20 protein-coding genes are annotated in these 22,002 nt (G+C 38.6%); 15 read left to right on the forward strand and 5 right to left on the reverse strand.

Annotated elements, in window-relative coordinates; all coding sequences use genetic code 11:
* Window positions 1-62: 62 nt before the first annotated feature.
* Both BR82_RS15700 and BR82_RS0110780 read left to right on the forward strand, forming a co-directional pair.
* Complete coding sequence (locus BR82_RS15700; RefSeq protein ID WP_205618756.1) at window positions 63-4,775, forward strand: non-ribosomal peptide synthetase; 4,713 nt, start codon at window positions 63-65, stop codon at window positions 4,773-4,775.
* Between the two features lie 95 nt (window positions 4,776-4,870).
* Window positions 4,871-6,130, forward strand: coding sequence for a U32 family peptidase (locus BR82_RS0110780; RefSeq protein ID WP_027090204.1), 1,260 nt, complete (start codon window positions 4,871-4,873; stop codon window positions 6,128-6,130).
* 97 nt (window positions 6,131-6,227) lie between these two features.
* Here BR82_RS0110780 and BR82_RS0110785 read toward each other — a convergent pair whose 3' ends face one another.
* Window positions 6,228-7,202, reverse strand: a complete 975-nt coding sequence (locus BR82_RS0110785) for an AraC family transcriptional regulator (protein ID WP_027090205.1) — start codon at window positions 7,200-7,202, stop codon at window positions 6,228-6,230.
* A gap of 245 nt (window positions 7,203-7,447) precedes the next feature.
* Here BR82_RS0110785 and BR82_RS0110790 point away from each other — a divergent pair, with 245 nt between their 5' ends.
* The 7 genes from BR82_RS0110790 to BR82_RS15715 all read left to right on the forward strand — a co-directional run bounded on the left by BR82_RS0110790 (window position 7,448) and on the right by BR82_RS15715 (window position 15,237).
* A complete protein-coding gene (locus BR82_RS0110790) occupies window positions 7,448-9,199 on the forward strand; it encodes an ABC transporter ATP-binding protein (protein WP_027090206.1) in 1,752 nt (583 codons plus the stop codon).
* Window positions 9,200-10,933, forward strand: a complete 1,734-nt coding sequence (locus BR82_RS0110795) for an ABC transporter ATP-binding protein (protein WP_027090207.1) — start codon at window positions 9,200-9,202, stop codon at window positions 10,931-10,933. It abuts the gene before it with no gap.
* A gap of 222 nt (window positions 10,934-11,155) precedes the next feature.
* Window positions 11,156-11,485, forward strand: coding sequence for a manganese efflux pump (locus BR82_RS17735; protein WP_240474551.1), 330 nt, complete (start codon window positions 11,156-11,158; stop codon window positions 11,483-11,485).
* A gap of 27 nt (window positions 11,486-11,512) precedes the next feature.
* Window positions 11,513-11,737 (forward strand): FeoA family protein, encoded by a 225-nt coding sequence (locus BR82_RS0110805; protein WP_027090208.1) that lies wholly within the window; start codon window positions 11,513-11,515, stop codon window positions 11,735-11,737.
* A 2-nt stretch (window positions 11,738-11,739) separates the two neighbouring features.
* Window positions 11,740-13,764 carry a ferrous iron transport protein B gene (gene feoB / locus BR82_RS0110810; RefSeq protein ID WP_027090209.1) on the forward strand — a complete coding sequence of 675 codons (2,025 nt, stop codon included), beginning with the start codon at window positions 11,740-11,742 and terminating at the stop codon, window positions 13,762-13,764.
* A 15-nt stretch (window positions 13,765-13,779) separates the two neighbouring features.
* Complete coding sequence (locus BR82_RS15710) at window positions 13,780-14,019, forward strand: FeoC-like transcriptional regulator (protein ID WP_051592819.1); 240 nt, start codon at window positions 13,780-13,782, stop codon at window positions 14,017-14,019.
* Between the two features lie 282 nt (window positions 14,020-14,301).
* Window positions 14,302-15,237 carry an HD-GYP domain-containing protein gene (locus BR82_RS15715; RefSeq protein WP_205618757.1) on the forward strand — a complete coding sequence of 312 codons (936 nt, stop codon included), beginning with the start codon at window positions 14,302-14,304 and terminating at the stop codon, window positions 15,235-15,237.
* 209 nt (window positions 15,238-15,446) lie between these two features.
* Here BR82_RS15715 and BR82_RS0110820 read toward each other — a convergent pair whose 3' ends face one another.
* Together BR82_RS0110820 and BR82_RS0110825 are read right to left on the reverse strand one after the other, a co-directional pair.
* Window positions 15,447-16,805: a relaxase/mobilization nuclease domain-containing protein gene (locus BR82_RS0110820; protein WP_027090210.1), complete on the reverse strand. Its 1,359-nt coding sequence runs from the start codon at window positions 16,803-16,805 to the stop codon at window positions 15,447-15,449.
* Window positions 16,772-17,095: a MobC family plasmid mobilization relaxosome protein gene (locus tag BR82_RS0110825; protein ID WP_027090211.1), complete on the reverse strand. Its 324-nt coding sequence runs from the start codon at window positions 17,093-17,095 to the stop codon at window positions 16,772-16,774. Before BR82_RS0110825 ends, BR82_RS0110820 begins: the two co-directional genes overlap by 34 nt.
* 249 nt (window positions 17,096-17,344) lie before the next feature.
* Here BR82_RS0110825 and BR82_RS0110830 point away from each other — a divergent pair, with 249 nt between their 5' ends.
* On the forward strand, window positions 17,345-17,734 hold the full coding sequence (locus BR82_RS0110830; protein ID WP_027090212.1) for an MmcQ/YjbR family DNA-binding protein: 390 nt from the start codon (window positions 17,345-17,347) through the stop codon (window positions 17,732-17,734).
* A gap of 57 nt (window positions 17,735-17,791) precedes the next feature.
* Here the strand turns inward: BR82_RS0110830 and BR82_RS0110835 are convergent, their stop codons facing one another.
* Window positions 17,792-17,992: a helix-turn-helix transcriptional regulator gene (locus BR82_RS0110835; RefSeq protein WP_005344265.1), complete on the reverse strand. Its 201-nt coding sequence runs from the start codon at window positions 17,990-17,992 to the stop codon at window positions 17,792-17,794.
* Between the two features lie 56 nt (window positions 17,993-18,048).
* Window positions 18,049-18,780, reverse strand: coding sequence for a helix-turn-helix domain-containing protein (locus tag BR82_RS0110840; RefSeq protein WP_024720754.1), 732 nt, complete (start codon window positions 18,778-18,780; stop codon window positions 18,049-18,051).
* Between the two features lie 194 nt (window positions 18,781-18,974).
* Here BR82_RS0110840 and dinB point away from each other — a divergent pair, with 194 nt between their 5' ends.
* The 5 genes from dinB to BR82_RS0110865 all read left to right on the forward strand — a co-directional run bounded on the left by dinB (window position 18,975) and on the right by BR82_RS0110865 (window position 21,905).
* Window positions 18,975-20,222 (forward strand): DNA polymerase IV, encoded by a 1,248-nt coding sequence (gene dinB, locus BR82_RS0110845; protein ID WP_027090213.1) that lies wholly within the window; start codon window positions 18,975-18,977, stop codon window positions 20,220-20,222.
* Window positions 20,223-20,236: 14 nt separating this feature from the next.
* A complete protein-coding gene (locus BR82_RS0110850) occupies window positions 20,237-20,449 on the forward strand; it encodes a LexA family protein (RefSeq protein WP_005344268.1) in 213 nt (70 codons plus the stop codon).
* A 12-nt stretch (window positions 20,450-20,461) separates the two neighbouring features.
* The gene (locus tag BR82_RS0110855) at window positions 20,462-20,701 is read left to right on the forward strand and encodes a hypothetical protein (protein WP_005344271.1); all 240 of its coding nucleotides are present in this window, start codon (window positions 20,462-20,464) and stop codon (window positions 20,699-20,701) included.
* Window positions 20,702-20,951: 250 nt separating this feature from the next.
* Window positions 20,952-21,524 (forward strand): ArpU family phage packaging/lysis transcriptional regulator, encoded by a 573-nt coding sequence (locus BR82_RS0110860; protein ID WP_005344273.1) that lies wholly within the window; start codon window positions 20,952-20,954, stop codon window positions 21,522-21,524.
* A gap of 9 nt (window positions 21,525-21,533) precedes the next feature.
* Window positions 21,534-21,905 carry a hypothetical protein gene (locus BR82_RS0110865; protein ID WP_027090214.1) on the forward strand — a complete coding sequence of 124 codons (372 nt, stop codon included), beginning with the start codon at window positions 21,534-21,536 and terminating at the stop codon, window positions 21,903-21,905.
* Window positions 21,906-22,002: the final 97 nt, after the last annotated feature.

The following is a 22,002-nucleotide window of genomic DNA, read 5'->3' on the forward strand; positions in this document are numbered from 1 at the left end:
CGGACACCGAAATTGATACCGAGGAATTAAGTTCTTTTCTGGGAGAAACTCTGCCTGAGTATATGGTGCCGAAGTTCTTTGAACGGATTGAAGAAATTCCTTTAAATCTAAATGGAAAGGTAGAAAAAAAGAAATTAGTTAAACATAATTTTAATAACAACGAATCTCGAAAGATTATTTATCCTCGAACAAAAACCGAAAGAGAGCTTGTCAATATTTGGAAAGAGATTTTAAATCTTGATGAGGTTAGTATAAAGGATAGTTTTTTAGGAAATGGTGGAGATTCTATAAAAATGGTTAGGGCTATGAGCTGTATTTCTGAGCGACTAAAAGTGGGGATTTCCTATAAAGAGTTTTTATACGCTAATACACCTGAAAAGCTGGCAAAACTTATTGAGAATGGAAAAAGCAAGAAGCAGAAGTATGAATATCCGAAATATTCTCATACTACGGGAGATGAATATGAGGAGTTCCCTTTAACAGATGTTCAGATGGCGTATCTATTAGGAAGAAATGATGAATTTGATTTGGGAGGTATTTCAACACATGGCTATTATGAAGTATTGACTAAATTAGATATAAAAAAATTGGAAAAAAGTCTTAATAGGACAATTAAAGAACAATCGATGTTTAGGACGGTTTTCTCAAAAAGTGGTATGCAAAGAGTCTTAAAATATGTTCCAGAGTACTCAATCACAGTGGAAGATTTAAGCTTATGCAGTAAAAAAGAACAGCAGGAAAAGATTCTAATGGAACGCTCCAGAATGTCCCATTATGTATTTGATGTAGAAAAATGGCCTTTATTTGAGTTTAAAGCATTTAAAATTAACTCTCAGGAATATTACTTATTCATTGGGATTGATTTGTTGATTGCGGATGGAAGTAGCATGCGGATTCTTGTCAGAGAGTTGAAAAGAGAGTATGACTACGAAGCGACATCAAGTATGCAGCAGAAATTTGATTATAAAGATTATGTGCATGCATTAGAAGAATTTAAGAATAGTGATATATATATGGAGGATAAAGGCTATTGGACAGATAGAATTGATTTACTGGCACCAGCCCCAGAGTTGCCTTTGAAAAAAGAATTGTCTGAAGTAAAAAATCCACACTTCAAAAGGCAGCAAGAAATTATTAATAATAATATATGGGAGAATATTAAGAAAGAAGCAAGAAACAGAGAAATTACCACCTCTGCTTTGCTGTGTAGCGTATATGCTGCAGTATTGGGATATTGGAGTAACCAAAAAGATTTAACAATTAATGTAACTGTATTTACAAGATATCCATTTAATCCTAATGTAAATAATATTATAGGTGACTTTACTTCTGTAATACTGCTTGATGTTAAACTCGGAGAAATGTCTAATTTATGGGATCTTGCACAACGGGTACAGAAGCAAATGATGGACGCTTTGGAGCATAGACACTATGATGGTATAAATGTAATTCGAGAACTGGCAAAACGAAAGAATATGCAACAGCAGGCTATTATGCCGGTAGTATTCACAAGTTTATTGTTCTCTATAGATTCAGAGGATAATGCGACAATCAATGATCTCGGAGAAATAAAGATGGGGGTTAGCCAGACATCGCAAGTATATTTGGATTATCAAGTTATGGAAACGAAGGAGGGCTTATCTATAACATGGGACTATATAGAAGAACTTTTTGATGAAGAAGTAATCGGCACCATGTTTTTGCAGTATATAAACGCATTAAAAAATTTAGATAAGCCGTACAGTGAGCTGTTACGACCTGCGAAAGACGATGAAGCTATTATACAAAAATATAACGACACACAATGCGATATTGAGGAGACAACAATACAGAGAGAATTTAAAAAAGTAGCTTCAAAATATCCAGAACATGTAATTGTATCAGATATAGAAGGTGAAATGACATGTGTAGAATTAGATAAAAAGTCAAATCAGATAGCACATTATTTAATAAGTAGTGGTGTAAAATCAGGTGATATTATTGGTGTTATGGGCAAAAGAAAAAAAGAAACTATTATGAACATAGTTGGTATTCTAAAGGCTGGGGCAGCTTATGTAGCTATAGACCCTACTTATCCTAAAGAACGCCAAGAGTATATTTTGTCAAATAGTGGAAGCGCGTATTTATTAGAGCCTGAATTTTATGAAACTTATAATATTAATCAGTATTCTGATACAGCATTAGATATTACATATCATCCGGAGGACATTGCTTATTTGATTTATACATCGGGAAGTACAGGTGTTCCTAAAGGAGTTGTAATTACGCAGAGTGCTGTAATGAATACAGTGCTAGACATTAATCAAAAATTTAGCATTGATAACACAGACAAGATAATTGGTTTATCATCAATGTGCTTTGATCTTTCGGTATATGATATATTCGGAAGTTTATCAACGGGAGCAAAGTTAGTTGAAATTGAAGATATCCATGATATTTCATATTTGGAAAGAATAGTGGAGAAAGAAGGAATCACAGTTTGGAATTCTGTCCCAGCCATTATGGAAATGTTCCTTAATGGCATTGGAAATGAGAGGCTGTTTCCAACGATAAATACGGTTCTTTTAAGTGGTGATTGGATTCCAGTAAATATGCCAAATGCTATAAAAAAGGTATGTGAAAATGCCAGAGTGGTTAGTCTTGGCGGAGCAACGGAAGGATCAATTTGGTCTATCTACTACCCAGTGGATTACGTGGATCCAGAATGGAAAAGTATTCCATATGGTAAACCATTGGCAAACCAGACTTATTATGTTCTGAACTATGAAGGTAGGGAGTGCCCGGTAGGAGTATCGGGAGAATTATATATTGGAGGAAAGGGGGTAGCACAAGGATATTTTAAAGATCAGGAGAAAACGAATAAAGCATTTATTGTACATCCGAAATATGGAAGAATTTATAGAACGGGTGATTATGGTGTTTTATTAAAAAGTGGAATTATCATTTTTCAAGGAAGAAAAGATTCTCAGATTAAAATTAGAGGGCACAGAATTGAAATAGGTGAAATTGAAAATCAATTACTTAAACACCCGAAAGTTAAAAATTGTGTAGTAGTTGATTGGGAGGATGATCTCGGAAAGAAATATTTATGTGGGTACTTTGTATCTGAAAACAATATAGATTCTAAAGAATTGCAAGATATGCTTCGGAGTAAATTGCCGGATTATATGATTCCAAAATGCTTTGAACAAATTGGAGGAATTCCCCTTACGGCTAATGAAAAGGTAGACAGGAATAAACTGCCAAAACCTGAATTTAAAACCAAGCAAATAGGAAAATGCATAGATCCTAGAACTGTAAAAGAAAAAGAAGTACTTAAAATATGGAAAGAAGTTCTTAATTTATCTGATATTGGTATATATGATGACTTTTATGAGATGGGCGGGGATTCTCTTTCTGCAATGAAAGTATTTTCAAAACTAACACAGAAATATCAAATAAGTATAAAAGAATTGTACTTATATAGGAATATTGCTTCTCTGAGTAAAATGTTACGAAAAAAAGAACCTCAGATATATTTCGATTTTTTAAAAAATCAGTTTAAGGAAATGGAGCATGTTTTACAATATCCAACTACAGAGTATCTTGAGTCTTATCGAAATTATTTAGAAAAAATTGATAAAGACTATAATGAGATTGAACTTGAAACCGAGGAAGAATATAGAACGATGCTTTTTATTGGAGCGACAGGATTTTTAGGCTCTCATATCTTATATGAGTTTTTATCAAATACAGATGTGGAGATTTATGCAATAATACGTGGACAAAGTAAAGAAAGTGCAGGTAAACGTTTAAGAGAGACTTTGGAGTTCTTCGATAAGTATAATCCTGCATGGGAACAAAGAATACATGTTGTAGTTGGTGATGCATCTATCCCAAAATTCGGATTGGAGGAAGAAACATATGAAATTTTACGTTCAAAAGTAGATTGCATTTTTAACTGTGCAGCAATTGTATCACATTTGGGACTATACGAAGTAATGTATAAAAGTAATGTATTAACCTGTAGTAATATCCTAAAATTTGCGGAGAAAAAGAAAAATATAAAGATTTTTCATATCTCAACCAAGCATGTAGGATTTGGTTCTGTGCCAGATAAAAAGGAGGTGCTGTTTTCAGAGAGCGAATTCAATGTTGGACAGGTAATTGATAATAATTATGCAAAAACAAAGTATGAGGCTGAAACTTTAATGCGTGCAGCGAGAGATGAAGGCTACAATATTAATATTTTTAGAATGGGAAATATTTCTTGTGAGTTGAAAGGAGGAAAATTCCAAAAAAATATAGAACAGAATGCATTTTACATTTTAACGAGAAGCTTTTTACGCTTAGGAATTCTTCCGTTATCTGAACAAAAAACGGTTGATTTGACATATGTGGACAGTGCAGCTAGAGCTATTTATTTACTGGCAACTAGAAAAAACCTAAATAATGAAACTTATCATATTGAGAACACGGAACTTTTATCATTTACACATATGGGAAAAATGATACAAAAATATGGGGAAAATGTTGTTTTACGACCTTATGAAGATATGTGGGATTATTTTTTACCGATATATGAAGAAGGAACGGATAACTCAAAAATGCAAGAGATAAATAATCTTATTGCATATATTGATTTTCTACCGTGGCATATGCCAACCATGTTTAGATTTGTAAAGGATAAGACTAAAATTCTTCTCGAAAAAATGGGTTTTGCATGGAAAGAACCTGATCAGGAAATCATAGATAATCTTTTAGATTATGGAAAACAGGTAGGTTTTTTTGACTAATGGTTATGGGGAAGTGAAGCAGTTCATTTCCCCATCCAGTAGATATTAGATATTGCACTAATTTTAATAATGATGAATAAAAAAGGAGACCAACTATGAAGCATTTAACATTTGATGTGGGTACAAATTTTGACAAAAACTTGATAAATGTGATTGCAGAGAATAATAAAAATAATCAATTTTCCTCAGTATTTGGAAAACTAAAGACAGATTTTTTGGGTGGCGGACGTTCTTCAGCCTTTTTGCCCGATATTACTATGGAGGAATTAAGAGATTATATTGAACTGTGCCATAAAAATAAGTTGGAATTTAACTATTTGATTAATGCGATGTGCATGGAAAATAAGGAACTTGAGGCTGATAGCCATTTCAAGATAATTGAGTTATTAAAAGAATTGGATAAAATAGGTGTTGATGCTATCACAATAACATCGCCCTATTTATGCGAACTGATAAAAACACAATTTCCACGTTTCAAAGTTACAGTTGGTTTATATGCGTATGCATTCGATTTGAACCATATTAAAAGATGGATTGAATTAGGTGCAGATGAGATAACCCTAGCACATCATGTAAATCGAGATTTTAAATTATTAAAAAAAATGTTGTTATATACAAAAGGGAAAAATGTGACGTTACGTTTGATTGCGAATAATTTATGCTTACATATGTGTCCATACAGTATTATGCATGGGACAGTGCAGGGACATTTTAGTTGTTCAGATAGTTGCTCTCGGGGAGATATTGACTACTGTTTGATGAAATGTTTGAGTACTAAAATTGAAGATATGTCAAATTTGATAAGTTCAGATTGGATAAGACCGGAAGATTTATGCTATTACGAGAAATTATGTGAGGAAACCGATAATTTTAATTTGTCGATAAAATTGGTAGAGCGAACTAAATCAACAAAATTTCTAACAAGAGTTGTCGAAGCATATGCGAGGAGACAATATAAGGGGAATCTTTTGGATATATTGTTATGGCCAAAGTCGGATGATATGGTCGTAAAGACAGAGCCTACTGCTGAGGAAATGAAAACTATGGCAGAGCTATATAATATTTCTCAAATGTTTAATTATAGTAAGATATTTGATCTTCCAAATATTTATATTGATAATACTAAATTAGATGGATTCCTTAAAAAATTTGTAGATGATTATGCATGTAATCATAAAATATGTGTCTCAAAACAAAATATAGATGTAACAGATAGCAATTATTGTTCCTATTGTAGTTCTTGGGTACAGCGTGCAATTATTTATAACGGTGAACAGGTAGAAAAATGGATAGACAATTGTAGAGAATTTGAAAAAGCACTTGATAGAAGTGAAGTATTTAGAAGTGTATTATAAAAGTTGCAGAAAAATTAAATAAGCGATTAGAAAACTTAGTGGAAGTATAAAACAGCCATCATTCTTTTAGATGGCTGTTTTTATAAGAGAAATAAATTTATTTTATATTATGATTAGTTCGGTATTCCTTTGGCCCCATACCATAGGCATTTTTAAATAGCTTTGCAAAATGGCCTGAATTGTGATAGCCAACCTTTGCGGCAATCGTAGCAATCCCATAATCAGAGTTTTTCAACAGGAATAGCGCCTGATTCAGTCGCATTTCTTTTAGATACTCATAGGGAGTAGTGCCGTAATACTTCCGAAAAGCAAGCTGATACCGGGCAGGGCTCATTCCTGCGATTTGCGCAAGTTCTTCCCCGGACGGATAAGCAGACAAATCCTTTTTCATATAGGTAACTGTTTTTTTCAGATCACGGATGTCCTTATAATCTAACTTGACAGAAATATGATTTTCCTTTTGCTCCATGCCCTTAATGACAAGAGAGAGTAATTCCAGAACTTTGCTTTCCAGATATAAGTGCAGCGTTTGTCCTACCGCCTGACAATCCCTGATCTGCTGAAAGACAAAGTTAAGCTCCGGCAGATTTGGATTTTTCAAAAGGTATTCCTTTGCCACTTTTGATTGTTCATAATCTTTTCCATAATGCACCCGGAAATAAGTATCAAAATACTTTCTTGTCAAAATGATTTTTGTAAATCTTACCGGCTTTCCTTTTTCGCAATAGACATAGGTGGTCTTTTGGGTGTTCACATAGCAGTAAATCCCTTTACCGACGGGCTGTGTTTTCCGTCTCCCGATTTTGAAAGAACTGCTGTCTGTTTCAAACTGGCTGATTTCCATATATTCTTCAGAAATAGTTGCGATTTTTTCAAAGGTTTCCTTTGGCGTGTAGTCTGCAATCAGAATCATAAGCAGGTCATTCTCAAAGCGTATCAACTGAAATGAGCCGCTTCCGTAGTCGGAAAGCATACGATAGTAGAGTGAATCCTCTCCTGATAATTCCTGTACTTTTGCAAAGTTCATATTTTCTGGAAGCTGTAACAAGTAGTCTGCAATCGAAAGAGCCATTTTTTCATTCCTCCTTTAGAGCTTCAATAAAAAAGTCACAATCCAATTTTTATTAGTCACGATTTTATAAAAAAATAAATTAAAAAACTCCATAAAGCACCGAAAATACAGTACTTTGAGTTGCTTTTAAAAATTAAATTCCCAAATAGTATAGCTGTTGATTTTTTTATTCTAACCTGTAAAATGAATTGTGTCAAGGTTAGTAATTTCTAACCTCAAAAAAAGAGAAAGGAGGTTCGTTTCTTATGGAACAAAAACGAACCGGATTATCCTATGTTTTTACCCTTGCGAGAGGGGAACGTGGAAAGCTGGGCGTGGGAATGTTGTTGGCTGTTCTTTGCTCGGCCTTATCGCTGATTCCTTATCTGGTGGTGTATCAGATATTGCTTCTGATTATCCAAAATGAAGTGACGTTTGGCGCTATGGCTATGTGGGCCTGCATTGGAATTGCGGCAGCCATCGGGCAAGCCATCCTCATGTCTTTTGCGGGTATCTGCTCCCATGTGGCGGCGTTCAATACCATGCACAAAATCAAAGTAAAGGTGCTGGAACATATATCCAGATTCAACCTGGGCTTTTTTCAGGAACGCTCTCCCGGACAGATCAAGACAACGCTTTTTGACGATGTGGACAGAGTAGAACAATTTTTAGCGCACAGTACATTGGAACTGGCACAGGCGATTGTCGTTCCGCTTATGATGTTTATTTTCATGCTGCGCCTGCACTGGGTTATGGCCCTTGTTATGCTGATTCCTATGATTTTGGGAATTGCTGTTCCGATGATGATGGTTAAGAATTACCCGGATATGTCGGCGGAACTTGCAGAAGATACGGAAAAACTCAATGCTTCTGCCAATGAATTTATCACGGCCATGCCAGTCATCAAAATGTACCACTTGACAGCGGAAAAATTCGAGCAGTATCGGAACGCGCTTCACCTTTATACGACCTGTTGGAAAAAGATGTGCGTGTCCTCCTGCAATCCTCTGTCGATTGCCCTTGTAGTATTAGATTCCGCCATCCTCTTTACGCTGCCCTTTGGCGGCTGGCTATACTCAAAAGGCTCTCTGTCAGTAGCTTCTTACCTGTTGTTTATTTTGCTTACCATGTGCTTTTTCACTTCGTTCCTAAATCTGGTTACGATTGTTATGCAGTCGATGGAGCTTGGCAGTGGTTTGGACAATATCAAAAAGATTATGGATATGGACGAAATGAAAAGCGGAAGCAAGACCCTGAAAAAAGACGGCTGCTATGGAATTGATTTTGAGGATGTAACTTTCAATTATACCAGCGGAGGAAAAGACGCGCTCACTTCTGTAAACCTGCACTTGGAGCCGGGAACGGTCAACGCCTTTGTCGGCCCGTCCGGGGCTGGAAAGACAACGGCGGTTCAGCTTCTTGGGCGCTATTGGGACACCACAGGCGGAACCATCAAAGTAGGTGGAGTACCAATTACTGACCTAAAAACGGAAAATCTGATGGATTTGACGGCTTTCGTCTTTCAGGATGTTTTTCTTCTGGAAGATACATTACTGGAAAATATCCGTATGGGAACCAATGCCAGCGAAGAAGAAGTACGGCAAGCAGCAAGGTCAGCACAGATTGACGATTTCATTATGGGCCTGCCGAAAGGCTATCAGACGCGGATTGGCGACGAGGGTGTAAAACTCTCTGGCGGCCAGCAGCAGCGGATTTCGATTGCAAGAGCAATTTTGAAAGATGCTCCTATCGTCATTTTCGACGAGGCGACTTCCTACTCTGACATTGAGAATGAACATAAAATCCAGCTTGCCCTGCAAAATCTTCTGAAAGGAAAAACCACAATTATGATCGCCCACCGGCTCCATACTATCCGGGACGCAGATAAAATTGTTGTTTTTCAGGACGGTACTGTGGCCGAGCAGGGAACCCATCAGGAGTTGGTAAAAAAAGGCGGCGTATATGGCCGGATGTGGGAAATTTATACACAGGCCACTATCGGAAAGGAGGCGGTTTAAATGCTGCGTACCATTAGGAAGCTGCTTGGAGAAAAAAGCAACCAGATTAAGTTTCCGATTGCCTTAATGGGCGCGGACGCTGTTCTTAGTATCGTTTTATATGTTGTTCTCTATATGACAGTCATTCAGCTTTTAGGCAACACGCTTACGGCAGGTAAAATTGTTATCTACACGGCGATTTGCTTTATCAGTGTGATTGCCCGGTTGGTAATCTATCGGAGCGCCTATTATCTGTGCTTCGCAAGAGGCGCAGAAATGTGCGGGGAAATGCGGCTTGACCTTGCCAATCATTATCGCTCATTAAGTCTTGGCTATTTCAACCAGAACAGCAGCGGCTATCTTCTTGGAACACTGACAAAGGATTTAACCAATTTTGAACTTGTGATTACACATACACTCCCGTCCATTGTAAAGACCGTAGTAACGGCGGCTCTGGTGCTGATCGGAACATTCTTTATTAACTGGAAACTGGCACTTGCCGAATGTGTTGTGCTTCTAATTGCCATGCCGGTTCTCTCTTGGGGCAACCGTCTTGTGGAAAAATACGGGACACAGAAAAGGAATCTCACCGCAAAAATGATTTCGATTGTCTTAGAGTATGTCAAAGGAATGAAAGTTTTTAAATCCCATAACATGACAAGCTCCCACTTTTCCAGAATGACAGATACGCTGGACGCAATTCGCAAGACAAATGTAAAAGCAGAGGTAAAAATGGCGGCTCCCACCAGTATGTATTCGATTGTAGCCAATTTCCTGCTTCCTCTTGTTCTGTTGGTTGGCAGCTATCTGTTTCTTGGAGGTACGATTGCCCCCAATCAGCTTGTAGCTTTTATGTTGATGAGCCTTGCGCTGTCTGCTCTGCTGATTGCTTTTGAACACTCTTATAATCTGTTGAAAGACCTGAACTTGGCGGTACACAATCTGGAACAGGCGTATGACACGAAGCCGCTTTCTTACAAGGAAGAAGATGTAAAGCTGTCGCATTTTGATATTGCCTTTGAACACGTCGATTTTTCCTATAATAAGCAGGCTGATGTTTTGACGGATATTAGCTTTTTTGCAAAGGAAAATAGCGTTACCGCCCTGATCGGACCGTCTGGCTCCGGGAAATCCACAGTTGCAAATCTGATTGCCCGGTTTTGGGATGTGTCAAAAGGAACTATCCGCATTGGCGGCAAGGATATAAAAGATTTAAACCCGGACGGGCTTCTGCACTATATCAGCGAGGTGTTTCAGGAAAATACGCTTCTGTCGGACACGATTTATAATAATATCAAGGCTGGCCGGGAGAACGCAACAGAGGAAGAAATCATAGAGGCAGCAAAGGCGGCACGTTGCCATGAATTTATCGAAAAGTTGCCGGAGGGGTATCAGACCCGGCTTTCCGAGGGTGGCAATACGCTTTCTGGCGGCGAAAAACAAAGAATTGCTATCGCAAGGGCCATTCTGAAAAATGCGCCTATTCTGCTTTTGGATGAATCGACGGCTTCACTTGACGCGGATAACGAGGCAAAAATCAATCAGGCGTTAGACCGCTTGATGAAAGGAAAAACGGTATTTGTAATCGCCCACCGGCTGAATACCATTCAAAATGCAGACCAGATTATTTTGTTAAATCAGGGACGCATTGAAGAAATGGGAACCCATACGGAACTGCTTGCGAAAAAAGGCCATTACTATGAAATGGTTCAGGAGCAGGAAAAAGCAAAGAAATGGATTGTAAATGGGGCATAAAGAAAGGCCGGTAAAGGAGGGGATACCGATGGGACTGCTTGACCTATTACTGGTTGCTGTTGGGTTATCAATGGACGCTTTCGCTGTTTCGGTCTGTAAAGGCTTGAATACCAAAAAGCAGGAGTATATTTTGGCGGATTCCAGGCGCTTATGCCTACACTCGGATATATCTGAGGCGGAACAATTCGCCAGTATATTGAAGCGGTTTCTAAATATGTCGCATTGTTTCTTCTGTGCATAATCGGTATCAACATGATTCGTGAAAATCTAAAAGGTGAATGTAAAGGAACAAGCAGAGAATTAGGCTTTACCGTTATGATTCCGGCTGTGATTGCTACAAGCATTGACGCTTTCGCAGTCGGCATAACGCTGACGGCCTTAAATGTAAAAATTCTTCCCTCGGCCGCACTGATAGGAACCACGACATTCTTAATTGCGTTTGTCGGCGTATGGATTGGACATTTTTTCGGAGATCGGTTAGGAAACCGGGCCGGAATATTAGGCGGTGTAATTTTAGTTTTAATCAGGGTACGGATTTTTATTATGGGCTGACAAAAAAGATTGGAGGAATTGGAACGAATGAAAAAATTAAATGAATTGGATGATGGCTCCTGCGGAACGATTGTCGCAATCACCGGGGATAGCCATTTTCAAAGCCGGATAACTTCTATCGGGCTTACTATAGGAAGCAGGATTGAAGTTATACAGAATCCTAAAAAGCAGCCGGTTCTTCTGTATAACAGAGATACAATGGTTGCGCTGAATAAAAATGAAGCAGAAAAAATCATGGTGGAGGTGAGGTAATAATGGCTGAAAAAACGATTGCCCTGCTGGGGCAGCCTAATTCTGGAAAATCAACTCTTTTTAACGGATTGACCGGTTCCCGTCAACACGTTGGAAATTGGCCCGGAAAAACTGTGGAGCGTAAAGATGGCTTCTTTTCCCATAATGGCATAACCTACAAAATCGTGGATTTGCCGGGTACATATAGCCTTTCTGCTAACTCCGATGAAGAAGTAGTAACGAGAAACTATATTTCCAGTGGAGAGGCCGACCTTGTATGTATTCTGGCCGACGCTTCACAGTTAAACAGAAGTCTATTTATGCTGGCTGATTATGCTGGAATCCATGTTCCTGTCGTATTGCTTTTAAATATGATGGATATAGCCGAGGGACAGGGAAAGAAAATCAATGTAGCGGGTTTGCAAAAATCCTTGGGGGTTCCTGTTGTTCCTATGGTTGCGGCAGACAAAAAGCAATACCAGCCGTTCTTTAACCTGTTGGAAAATCTTGAAAAAAGAGCCTCTTTTCTAAATGCTGCAAAGTTGGAGCAGCTTTGCCGGAAAAATATTGGCGATGAATATTCTGCAATTTTAGAATTGCTACCAAAGCAGGGAATTGAAATATACTCTGCCTCATGGCTGGCTGAAAAGCTGTTGGAACAAGATAAGCTCGCACTCTCTTTTGTTCAAGGGAAAACAGAACCGGGGATATTTGAAAAAATAAAGAGTTTAATCAGTTGTGTAAAAGATGGAAATTTGCGGACGGCAGATTGCAAATTTAAGTGGATTGACACACTGATTCAAGAAAATGTGACAAGCAGCAAAAAGAAAACCAGCCGTAGCCGGTTTGATAAAGCAGCCACTAGCAAACGGTGGGGAAAGCCTATTGCCATTGGTATGATTGTGCTGGGGCTGATCTGCTCTATGCTGATTGGTATGCCCCTTATGGAACTGGTAGGGGCGCTGATCTCCGGCATTTCAACGCCGCTGGCAAATTGGCTCCTTAGTGTTGGAGTTGCCTCTGTCATTGTATCGCTCTTGTGTAATGCTGTATTAACGGCTGTTACGTTTGCCTTGCAAATGGCTTGCTATGTATTTGGAATCAGCCTTGTTTTCGGATTTATGGAGGACATCGGGTATATGGCCCGTATCTCCTATGTGTTTGATAATACCATGACGAAACTTGGTTTGCAGGGGAAAGCGATTATGCCCTTTCTTGTTAGCTTCGGCTGCAATATAGGTGGTGTCACCGGCACAAGAGTTATTGATTCTTGGGGACAGCGTATTTTAACGATTGCCCTTTCTTGGGTAGTTCCCTGTGCTTCTACCTGGGGTGTAGTTGGTCTTATCAGCGGTACATTCTTTGGAGGAAAAGCCGTTTTTGTAATATTGTCCTTGTTTGCTGTGGCCTTTTTGCACATTTACATTACCTACAAAATTTTTGGACGTTCTTTAAACAAGGAAAATGACCGTACCGGCTTGATTATGGAATTACCACCATATCATAAGCCGCACTGGAAAACCCTGTTAGGCTCTGTATTCAACAAAATGGGAAGCGTTCTCAAACGGGCGCTTAGTATCATCATTTGCATTTCCGTAATATTCTGGCTTCTTTCTTATACGCCGGACGGAAATGTGACGAACAGCATTATTTATCGCATTGGAACTTTTATTGAGCCGGTAACAATGTTCTTTGGTTTGCCGTGGCAGTTGTTTATGGCCTTTGTTGCTTCTGCAATGGGAAAAGAATCAGCTCTCGGTGTTATGGCCTCCCTGTTCAATACGGCTGGTATTTGGGGAGCGATTGAGGGAACAAGCGCGGTAGATACAGCGGCGCTTAGTACAAACCTGCTGTCTACAATATCTCAGCCGGAAGCTCTGGCTTTCCTGTTTGCGTTTTTCTTCAATATGCCTTGTCTAATGGCATTGGCAGCGACCGCACAGGAAACTCATTCTATGAAATGGACAGTAAGGATTGCCCTCTACTATATCCTTTCTGCATTGATTTTGGCAACAATCGCATACCATGTTGGCTGTGTCATTTTCTAAAGGAGAGGAGATATTGTGCTGATTCAATTATTAGATTATCTGCAAAGCGGAAAAACATACAGTATTCAGGAATTGGCTGATCTTTTGCATAAAGATATGGACAGTGTGCGGGTAGAGCTTGAATATCTGGAAAATCAAGGCTATATACACAAAGTAACCAGTCAATCAAACTGTACTCAAAATTGCAAAGGGTGTCACGGCTGCGATCAGCCTGCGATAACTGTTGACACTTGGGAAGTGGTAAAGAGAGGATAAAGAGGAAGAATTGAACTTTATGCGCCAGGTGAGGGTTATCTTGAAACAATTTTAATCCCTCAAAAGATAAAGGGAATGATTTGCTTTATAGATGCGGTTCGGTATATAGAAGTATCTAAGCCGAGTGTATGTATAGCAATCAATGTTCTGAAAGAAGGAGGGAGTCTTACAAAAGATATAATCTTCATCTGGCGGAGGTCTTCCGTATTGAATACTGTATCAGTGACGAATCTTTCCTTAAACTAAAGAAATATCAAGAAAAATATTAAAACAGCAACGGAGATGATGCTGAGACAACTGGTAAAAGTAACAGATGCTTATCCTTTGACAGAGACAGATATTGCTTTGATTACAACTGCTTCTTCCCTTCATGATATTGGTAAGATTCGTATTCCGGAAGAAATATTGAATAAACCAGGCAGACTTCCCGATGAAGAATTTAAGATTATGAAAACCCATAGTGAGCTTGGCGCGGCTATAATTAAGGACATGGATTTTCCGCAAGATCATCCACTGGTACATACCGCATGGGAAATCTGCAGGTGGCATCATGAAAGATGGGATGGAAAGGGCTATCCGGATGGATTGAAAGGTGAAGAAATACCAATCTCCGCACAGGTGGTATCGATTGTTAATGTTTATGATGCACTTACAAGTGAAAGATGCTATAAGAAAGCTTTTGATCATGATACAGCGATTCAAATGATCCTGGACGGACAATGTGGACAATTTAATCCCATCCTTCTTAAGTGTCTGAAAGAACTGAGTATTCAGCTTTCAAAAATGCTTAATAAAGAGATGGACGATAATAAATATTCTCATGAAATACAGAGACTTTCGAATGAAATACTCAATGATAAATCCCTGCCGAATCAAAACTATTCACAGAGTGTTGTCAAGGTCATGCAGGAAAAGATAGATTTCTTCAAATCAAACAGTGGATTGAATTCGATTGATTACAATACGATTTCAGGTCAGTTAACTATACTAAACGGAAAACAGAAGATATTATGTCAGAGAAAGAATCCGGAATTTGATCTGTTTAAAGAATTTGGAGTAATTGAAGAAGATGTTCAATATATTCGTGTTTTGTTGCGTCAGACATCTGTGAAAAATAAAGAAATTTCTGTGCAGATAAAAGCAACAGTGGAAAATGACAGTCAGATGTACAAACTGAAATTACATACGCTGTGGTCGCCTATGAAGAAAGATGTATGAATAGGAATTATCGGTTTTTTTGAAATGGCAAAATAAGTATGAAGATTATAAATATAGAGTGTATGGAATCAATCAAATTCATATGCTCTTTTTCTTTTTTGATTGAAATAAGTATGCGTGGACTACTTTTGGGTGCGAGTGTGATAGGGTAGCGCAAGAATAGATTAGATGGAAAGGAAGAGGCACCGTTAAGTAGGTACCTCTTCTTTTTAAAGAGCTAGCTCTTTTCCTGATACGGGAACTTGCATCTCTGGAGCATTAAGCAGTGATGTGAAATTCTGCCGAATGATATCAAGTGTCTTTTGCTTTTTCTGCAGCTCCTGTTTTTCTCGGACGGTAGCAGCCTGTTCAGATTCAAGATTTTCAATCTGCTTCTGGATTTTATTAGAGCTTGGGATTTTGGTAACGCCGAGATCCTGAAGCTCTTTTTTTAGTGAATCGTGTAGCTGGTATTCTGCCTGATGCTTGGTACGGTAAGCTTTTGGATTTTTAGCAGATTTGCAATCTTCAATCACTTTTCGGCAGAGCCGATAAGAATCACAGTGCTTTTGAATGACTTTCTGTGTGCTCAGCTCACTGTTGATTTGTGCTATTTTTTGGTCGGCAACTTTCACAGAAACTTCAATGTCAGATACATGCTGCTTGAAATCCTCATAATTCAACAGGTTATTTTCGGAAAGATAGTTAAAGGTGCGGGCTGCCTCTTTCAGATTATTGAGCTTTGCCCATCGTTCAAATCCTTCTCGATTGCCGGTCGTAACATAAGTGGAAATATTGATATACAGGCGAGCTTCTCTGGACAGATGCTTCGGAGTTTTCACTTTGTTACGATTTTTAGCCAGGCGAATGCGAACATTTTCTTCTGAATAATAGCTTCCGAGAGATTTCATATAAGTGAAGTTTTTCTGTTCAGGCGCACGGAAGGATAGGTGCTTTCCTTGGCGGATTTCGTATCCGGCTAACTGCATTTTTTGTAGAAATTCCTCATAGTTGATGGAAGTCCAGATTGCTTTATCAACTGCAACACGTAGCTTGGCTTTCCAACTGGTGCCACGATGGTATTCCATGTTCTCTTTATAGCTTTTACCTTTTTCTCCGGTTGGCATACTGGTGGCAAGTCCATTTTCATGGCAGATACGATTACTGATCCGGCAGATTTTATGGTAGCTCCGCTTATTGGAAATATATTTGTGATGATCAACAAAACTTGCTGCATTAAAGATGATGTGGTTATGAATGTGGTTTTTGTCAACATGGGTACTAATCACGTATTCATATTTTCCTTTCAGTACTTCGTCTGCAAATTGTTGCCCTAAGCGATGGGCAGTTTCGGCATCAACTTCTCCAGGTTTAAATGACTGGATCAGATGAAATGCCAGGTTATCACCTTTGTCCATTCCATTCTTTTTTGCCATTTCTCTTGTCATAGAAAATTCAAGATCTGCAGTTTCCGGGGAACAGCCAAAACTGGAAACTAACAGTTTTTCATCAGTCTTATCAGGATTCGTAATATAGTCCAGAGCTTTCTTGTCTGTTACTTTAATGGGGAAGATCTTAAGATACGCCATAATTCTTTCACCATCTCTTTCAATTCTTGCATTTCTTCCGGATATAGATCTCCGGTGCTGTTTACTTTTTTCGCAATCTGATTAATATTCACACCAATCTTATGCATTTCCTCATACTGTTTCTTCAGTGGAGTAGTATCGGTGTTGACGATGTAACCGTCGATTGCCATTTTACGAAGATAAGCTCCCATGTTTTTGGTCTTTGATTCAATCATCTTTCTGCGGATAAGCTTCCGTTCTTCTTCTGTGACATAGAAATGGATTTCTTTGCTTCTCTTTCTTTCAGCCATTGGCGTGTTCTCCTTTCTGAGAAGGTAGTAGTATCGTTGCTTTCAGCTTTTTTCAATTTAGGGCAGGGTTCCCTAAATTGGGATTTCCAGGAAGTGTATCCTCACTTCCTGTCCTTGCTGTTTTACCCCTCTATTAGCTAAAGTCAGAAGAATAAGAGAAATGCAAAAGAATTTGGCAGGTAGTATGGCATACAAAAATGTGGTATGATTAGGGGCAGGATATCAGAAGAATCAGGAGTTGAATAGATTGTGAAGAAAGAAGAAATTTTTGAATATGTGCAGAAACAGTATGGCACGATTCCGGAATATTTATGGAGTAAACTACCGGACAGTGCAGTACTTCGACATAAGAATGGGAAATGGTATGCAGTGATCATGACGGTTGAAAAATCGAAACTGGGATTAGAGGGAAATGATCTGGTTGACATCATGGATGTAAAGTGCGATCCAGAAATGACCAGCATGATTATTCAGACTTATGGATTTTTACCTGGATACCATATGAACAAGCGGCACTGGATTACGATTTTACTGGATGGTTCGGTCAGTGAAGCAAAGATACTGGACTTTTTGGATATGAGTTATGACCTGATTGATGGAGCAGGCAGAAAAGAAGAAAATGTAAGTGGTTTACAGTGATTTTTGAGCAAAAGGGAAACCGGGGATTTTACTCCTCGGTTTTTCGGCTGTTATGCTTCAGTCTTCAACTTGAAAAATATCTTCTACAGGCACTTTCAGGTAATGGGCCAGCCGGATTGCAATCTCAAGAGAGGGATTACGTTCTCCACGTTCGATGCGGCCTATAGTCTGGCTGCAGGAACCTATGGCTTCAGCCAAATCTGCTTGAATGAGATTCCGTTCTTCACGAATATCTTTTAATGTATTATTGATTGCCATTCAATCACTTCCTTTGCTTATTGTTATCAGCAGGATCATGAACCTGCTGTTGAAATCTAATGAAATCCCGGAATTTCTGCACCTTTGCATTTCCCGATTACTTTTCCAAAAATTTTAAAAGAGTCAGATTCCAAAACCTGGATAGGACGATATTTTTGATTTAAAGAGATCAGATAAACACCATCTGGCTCATCGTGTAATTCCTTGATGTAAGTATTGCCGTTGAGATAGAAGATTCCAATTTCACCATTAGCAAGAGAATCTTTTTTCTGAATCCATGCAACATCATCTGTATGATAAAGTGGCTCCATACTATCACCGGAGATCCGTACACCAAAGTCAGTCTGCTCAGGAGCAAGATGTCCTACGTCATAGGTTTCTTTTACAGAATCTTCCAGGTAATTTCCAGTACCAGCAGAAACTGGTTCCCAGGTAATTTCTACAGGATGATGGAATGGGATAATCTTTGCAGATAGTGGAGAAAACTTTTTAGAAGCTTTTAAAATATCAGCAAATTCAATCAATTTATTTCTGCCTTCTTCATTCAATCCACTCATAATGTTATATGGATTTTCTCCAAAGAAGGATTCATATATATCTTCGATATCAAGTAACTGGCAAAGTGTCAGGAAAACATGTAAAGCTGGTTCTCGTGCATTGGTCTCCCATTTGGAGATTGCTTTTGTAGTGACCTGAATACCTTCCTGAGAAAGCAGGTCTACCAGATCTGATTGAGAGTATCCTTTCTTTTTTCTATTTTCTGCTAATATTTCCCCGAAATCACGCATTTGTTCGCCTCATTTCTATTTGAATTTTCTATATGCATTATACCGTATGTTAAAAATAAAATCAACAATAATCTCCAAAATGGAGAAAATACAACCAAGATGTCACTTGACTATCTCCGGAATGTCGATATATACTAAACATACAGAAATTGATAAGACATCATGTTGAAGGAAACAGCTGGGAGGTGAAAAGTTTGAGTGAGCGTGTGATCCTGCATAGTGATATGAACTGTTTTTATGCCAGTGTAGAAATGCTGCATCATCCGGAATTTGCCGGAATGCCTCTGGCAGTCGGTGGCAATCCGGAAGCCAGACATGGAATTGTATTGACAGCAAATTATATTGCAAAGCAAAAAGGTGTAAAGACCGGAATGGCATTATGGCAGGCGAAACAGGTTTGCCCGGAAATTATTTTTGTACCACCAAGGATGGATTTGTATTTGCGATTTTCACAAATGGCAAGAGAAATCTATTCAGAGTATACAGACAAAATTGAGCCATATGGAATTGATGAAGCCTGGCTGGATGTATCAGACAGTGGAAATCTGAAAGGAAGCGGAATGACGATTGCGAGAGAAATCAGCCATCGAATTAAATACGAACTTGGAGTAACTGTGAGTATTGGAATTTCCTGGAATAAGATTTATGCGAAACTTGGTTCGGATTATAAAAAGCCGGATGCAATCACAGAGTTTAATCGAGAAAATTATAAAGACAGGATATGGCAGCTTCCAGCGTCAGATTTGCTTTATGTCGGAAGACAGACAAATAAGAAATTGCAAAAACTTGGAATCCGGACAATCGGGCAACTTGCGGAATCAGACGAAAAGTTGTTAGAGAGTCATTTTGGAAAAATAGGAAATGTATTATGGGCTTTCGCAAATGGCTGGGATGAAGATCCGGTTTGCAAGGAAGGATATGAAGCACCAGTAAAGTCGATAGGTAATAGCACTACAACACCGAGAGATCTGGAAAATGATCTGGATGTCTGGATCATTCAAATAGCATTGGCAGAAAGTGTAGCTGCACGATTGCGGAAACATGGATTTAAATGCAAAACAGTAGAAATTACAGTCCGAGATAATGGATTGTATAGTTTTTCCAGACAGATACATTTACGACAGCCAACGAATATTACAAACGAGATTGTAACTGCAGCATTTCAGCTATTTAAAGATAATTATAAATGGGAACATCCCATTAGAAGCCTGGGAATTCGAGCTGCGGATCTTGTGTTAGATAATATTCCCGTGCAGTTGGATTTATTTGGAAATCAGGAGAAAAAGGAAAAGTTAGAGAAGCTGGATCGTACTGTAGATGAGATCAGACGACGGTTTGGTTATTTCAGTATACAGCGAGCGGCAATGTATCAGGATAAAGTCTTATCCCACTTAGACGCTGGTACGCACACGATCCATCCACACAGTTATTTCCATGGGTAATTGGAGGGATAGATTTGAAAAAAGCATTAACCAGAAAACAGAAAGAAAGTTATCAGTGTATTTTGGATTATACGAAGGAGCATGGATATCCGCCGACAGTACGGGAATTTGGAAAATTGATCGGGGTGAAATCAACATCATCAGCATTTTCCAGAATCAAGCAGTTGGAGTTAAATGGATATATCCGCAGAATCCCGGCATCGCCAAGAGCAATTGAGATTTTATAGTGAGGTGTCGGCATGAACAAAGTATATGTAGATGTAGTAGCAGAGTTTCGGAAAGACGGACAGCTGGTTCCTATATTTTTTACATGGGAGGATGGAAGAAAGTATAGCATTGACAGAATTTTGAAAATCGAGCGATGCGCCAGCAGAAAGGCAGGCGGTGTAGGAATGATGTACACCTGTATGATACAGGGGCAGGAAAGCCACTTGTTTTACGAAGTGGATAAATGGTTTATGGAGAGAAAAACAGCATAAGGAGAGATTGGTATAGACGATATTATTTGGATTATTAACCGGCAGGGATAGTCACTTTCCCTTTATATTCCTGCAGGTTTTACATAAGAAGATGGATTCCGGTCAGCAAAGGCAGCTCCCACAATGCCTTTTGGATATCCGCTTCTGCAAGTTGTAGTAAGTAATTGCTTCCCATCAAAATCATGGGGAAAGCGAACTGGTCTGAAAGACCGCCAGTTAGTGTGATGATGATAAGGAGATTTTGAAACTGATGACAGACAGAGATTATGCAATTAAATCAATGAAAGAAATTACCTTCCAGATGGCAAGTCATGCACAGGATTATCTGGAAGTTACAATCGAAAGACATTATACTGACATTAAAGAATTGATGACAAGCTATCAGAAATTGATTTTGGAAAATCAGATTGTGTTAGAAGAACTGGATATGGAATGCCAGGAGAAAATCAATGAAGATATGGCATATGTATTGAGTTATCTGAGCATTTATAACAACCAGCTGAATGTGCCAAAGATGCACCGGGAGATGAATAATCTGATGATTATTTATGGATTGTCGGACATGATCTATCGGGGAATGACTTTGGTGAAGTTCTATGCACCGAATGGTGTGATGCTCAGTGAAATCCTTCATTCCTGTTTTTGCAGTCATTATAATAAGACAGATGTGGAAGTACAACAGGAGTTGGGAATAGGCAGGACTTCTTTTTATAAAATGAAGAAGCAGGCACTTGGGTATTTAGGATTTTATTTTTATGAGATCGTGGTACCGCAGGCAAAGGATAAAAGATTTAAACCGTCACTGGGCGTTGAGGAAGAGTAGGTGAATAATATGAGATACGAAGATTCGATGAAAGGTGTAGCTGCTCAGATAATCAAAGAACAGCAGCGAGTCAGTAAAATTAAAAACAATCCAGAAGAGTTCCATTGGCATGACGAATATGCAACGTTGAATTTCTTTCGGTTTATCTGCAAAAATATCGGTAACTTGGGAAATGGAGAAATTGAGAAAATGGTCACACGCTTGAAAAGCATAGATCAGAAAGCAGTGGAAAACCATGTGAATGGTGCTGTTTGGGCATTTGATTATGATAAGATGTTCTGTGTACTGATGGAAAATGAAATTTGCCGAAAGGTGTGTGAAAAGAATAAATATAATAGTTGGATGAAGTTGATTGGACAGTATTGTGTTTCAATGGCTTAAAGATGAAGAAAGTTGTTGGAGGGAAAAAACTCTCCAGCAACTTTGTCTTTGATGAATAGAGGTCAATTTTTTGTTCAATTATTTTCACTATTGTTTG

It is taken from the genome of Thomasclavelia saccharogumia DSM 17460, from assembly GCF_000686665.1.
Lineage (GTDB): Bacteria > Bacillota_I > Bacilli_A > Erysipelotrichales > Coprobacillaceae > Thomasclavelia > Thomasclavelia saccharogumia.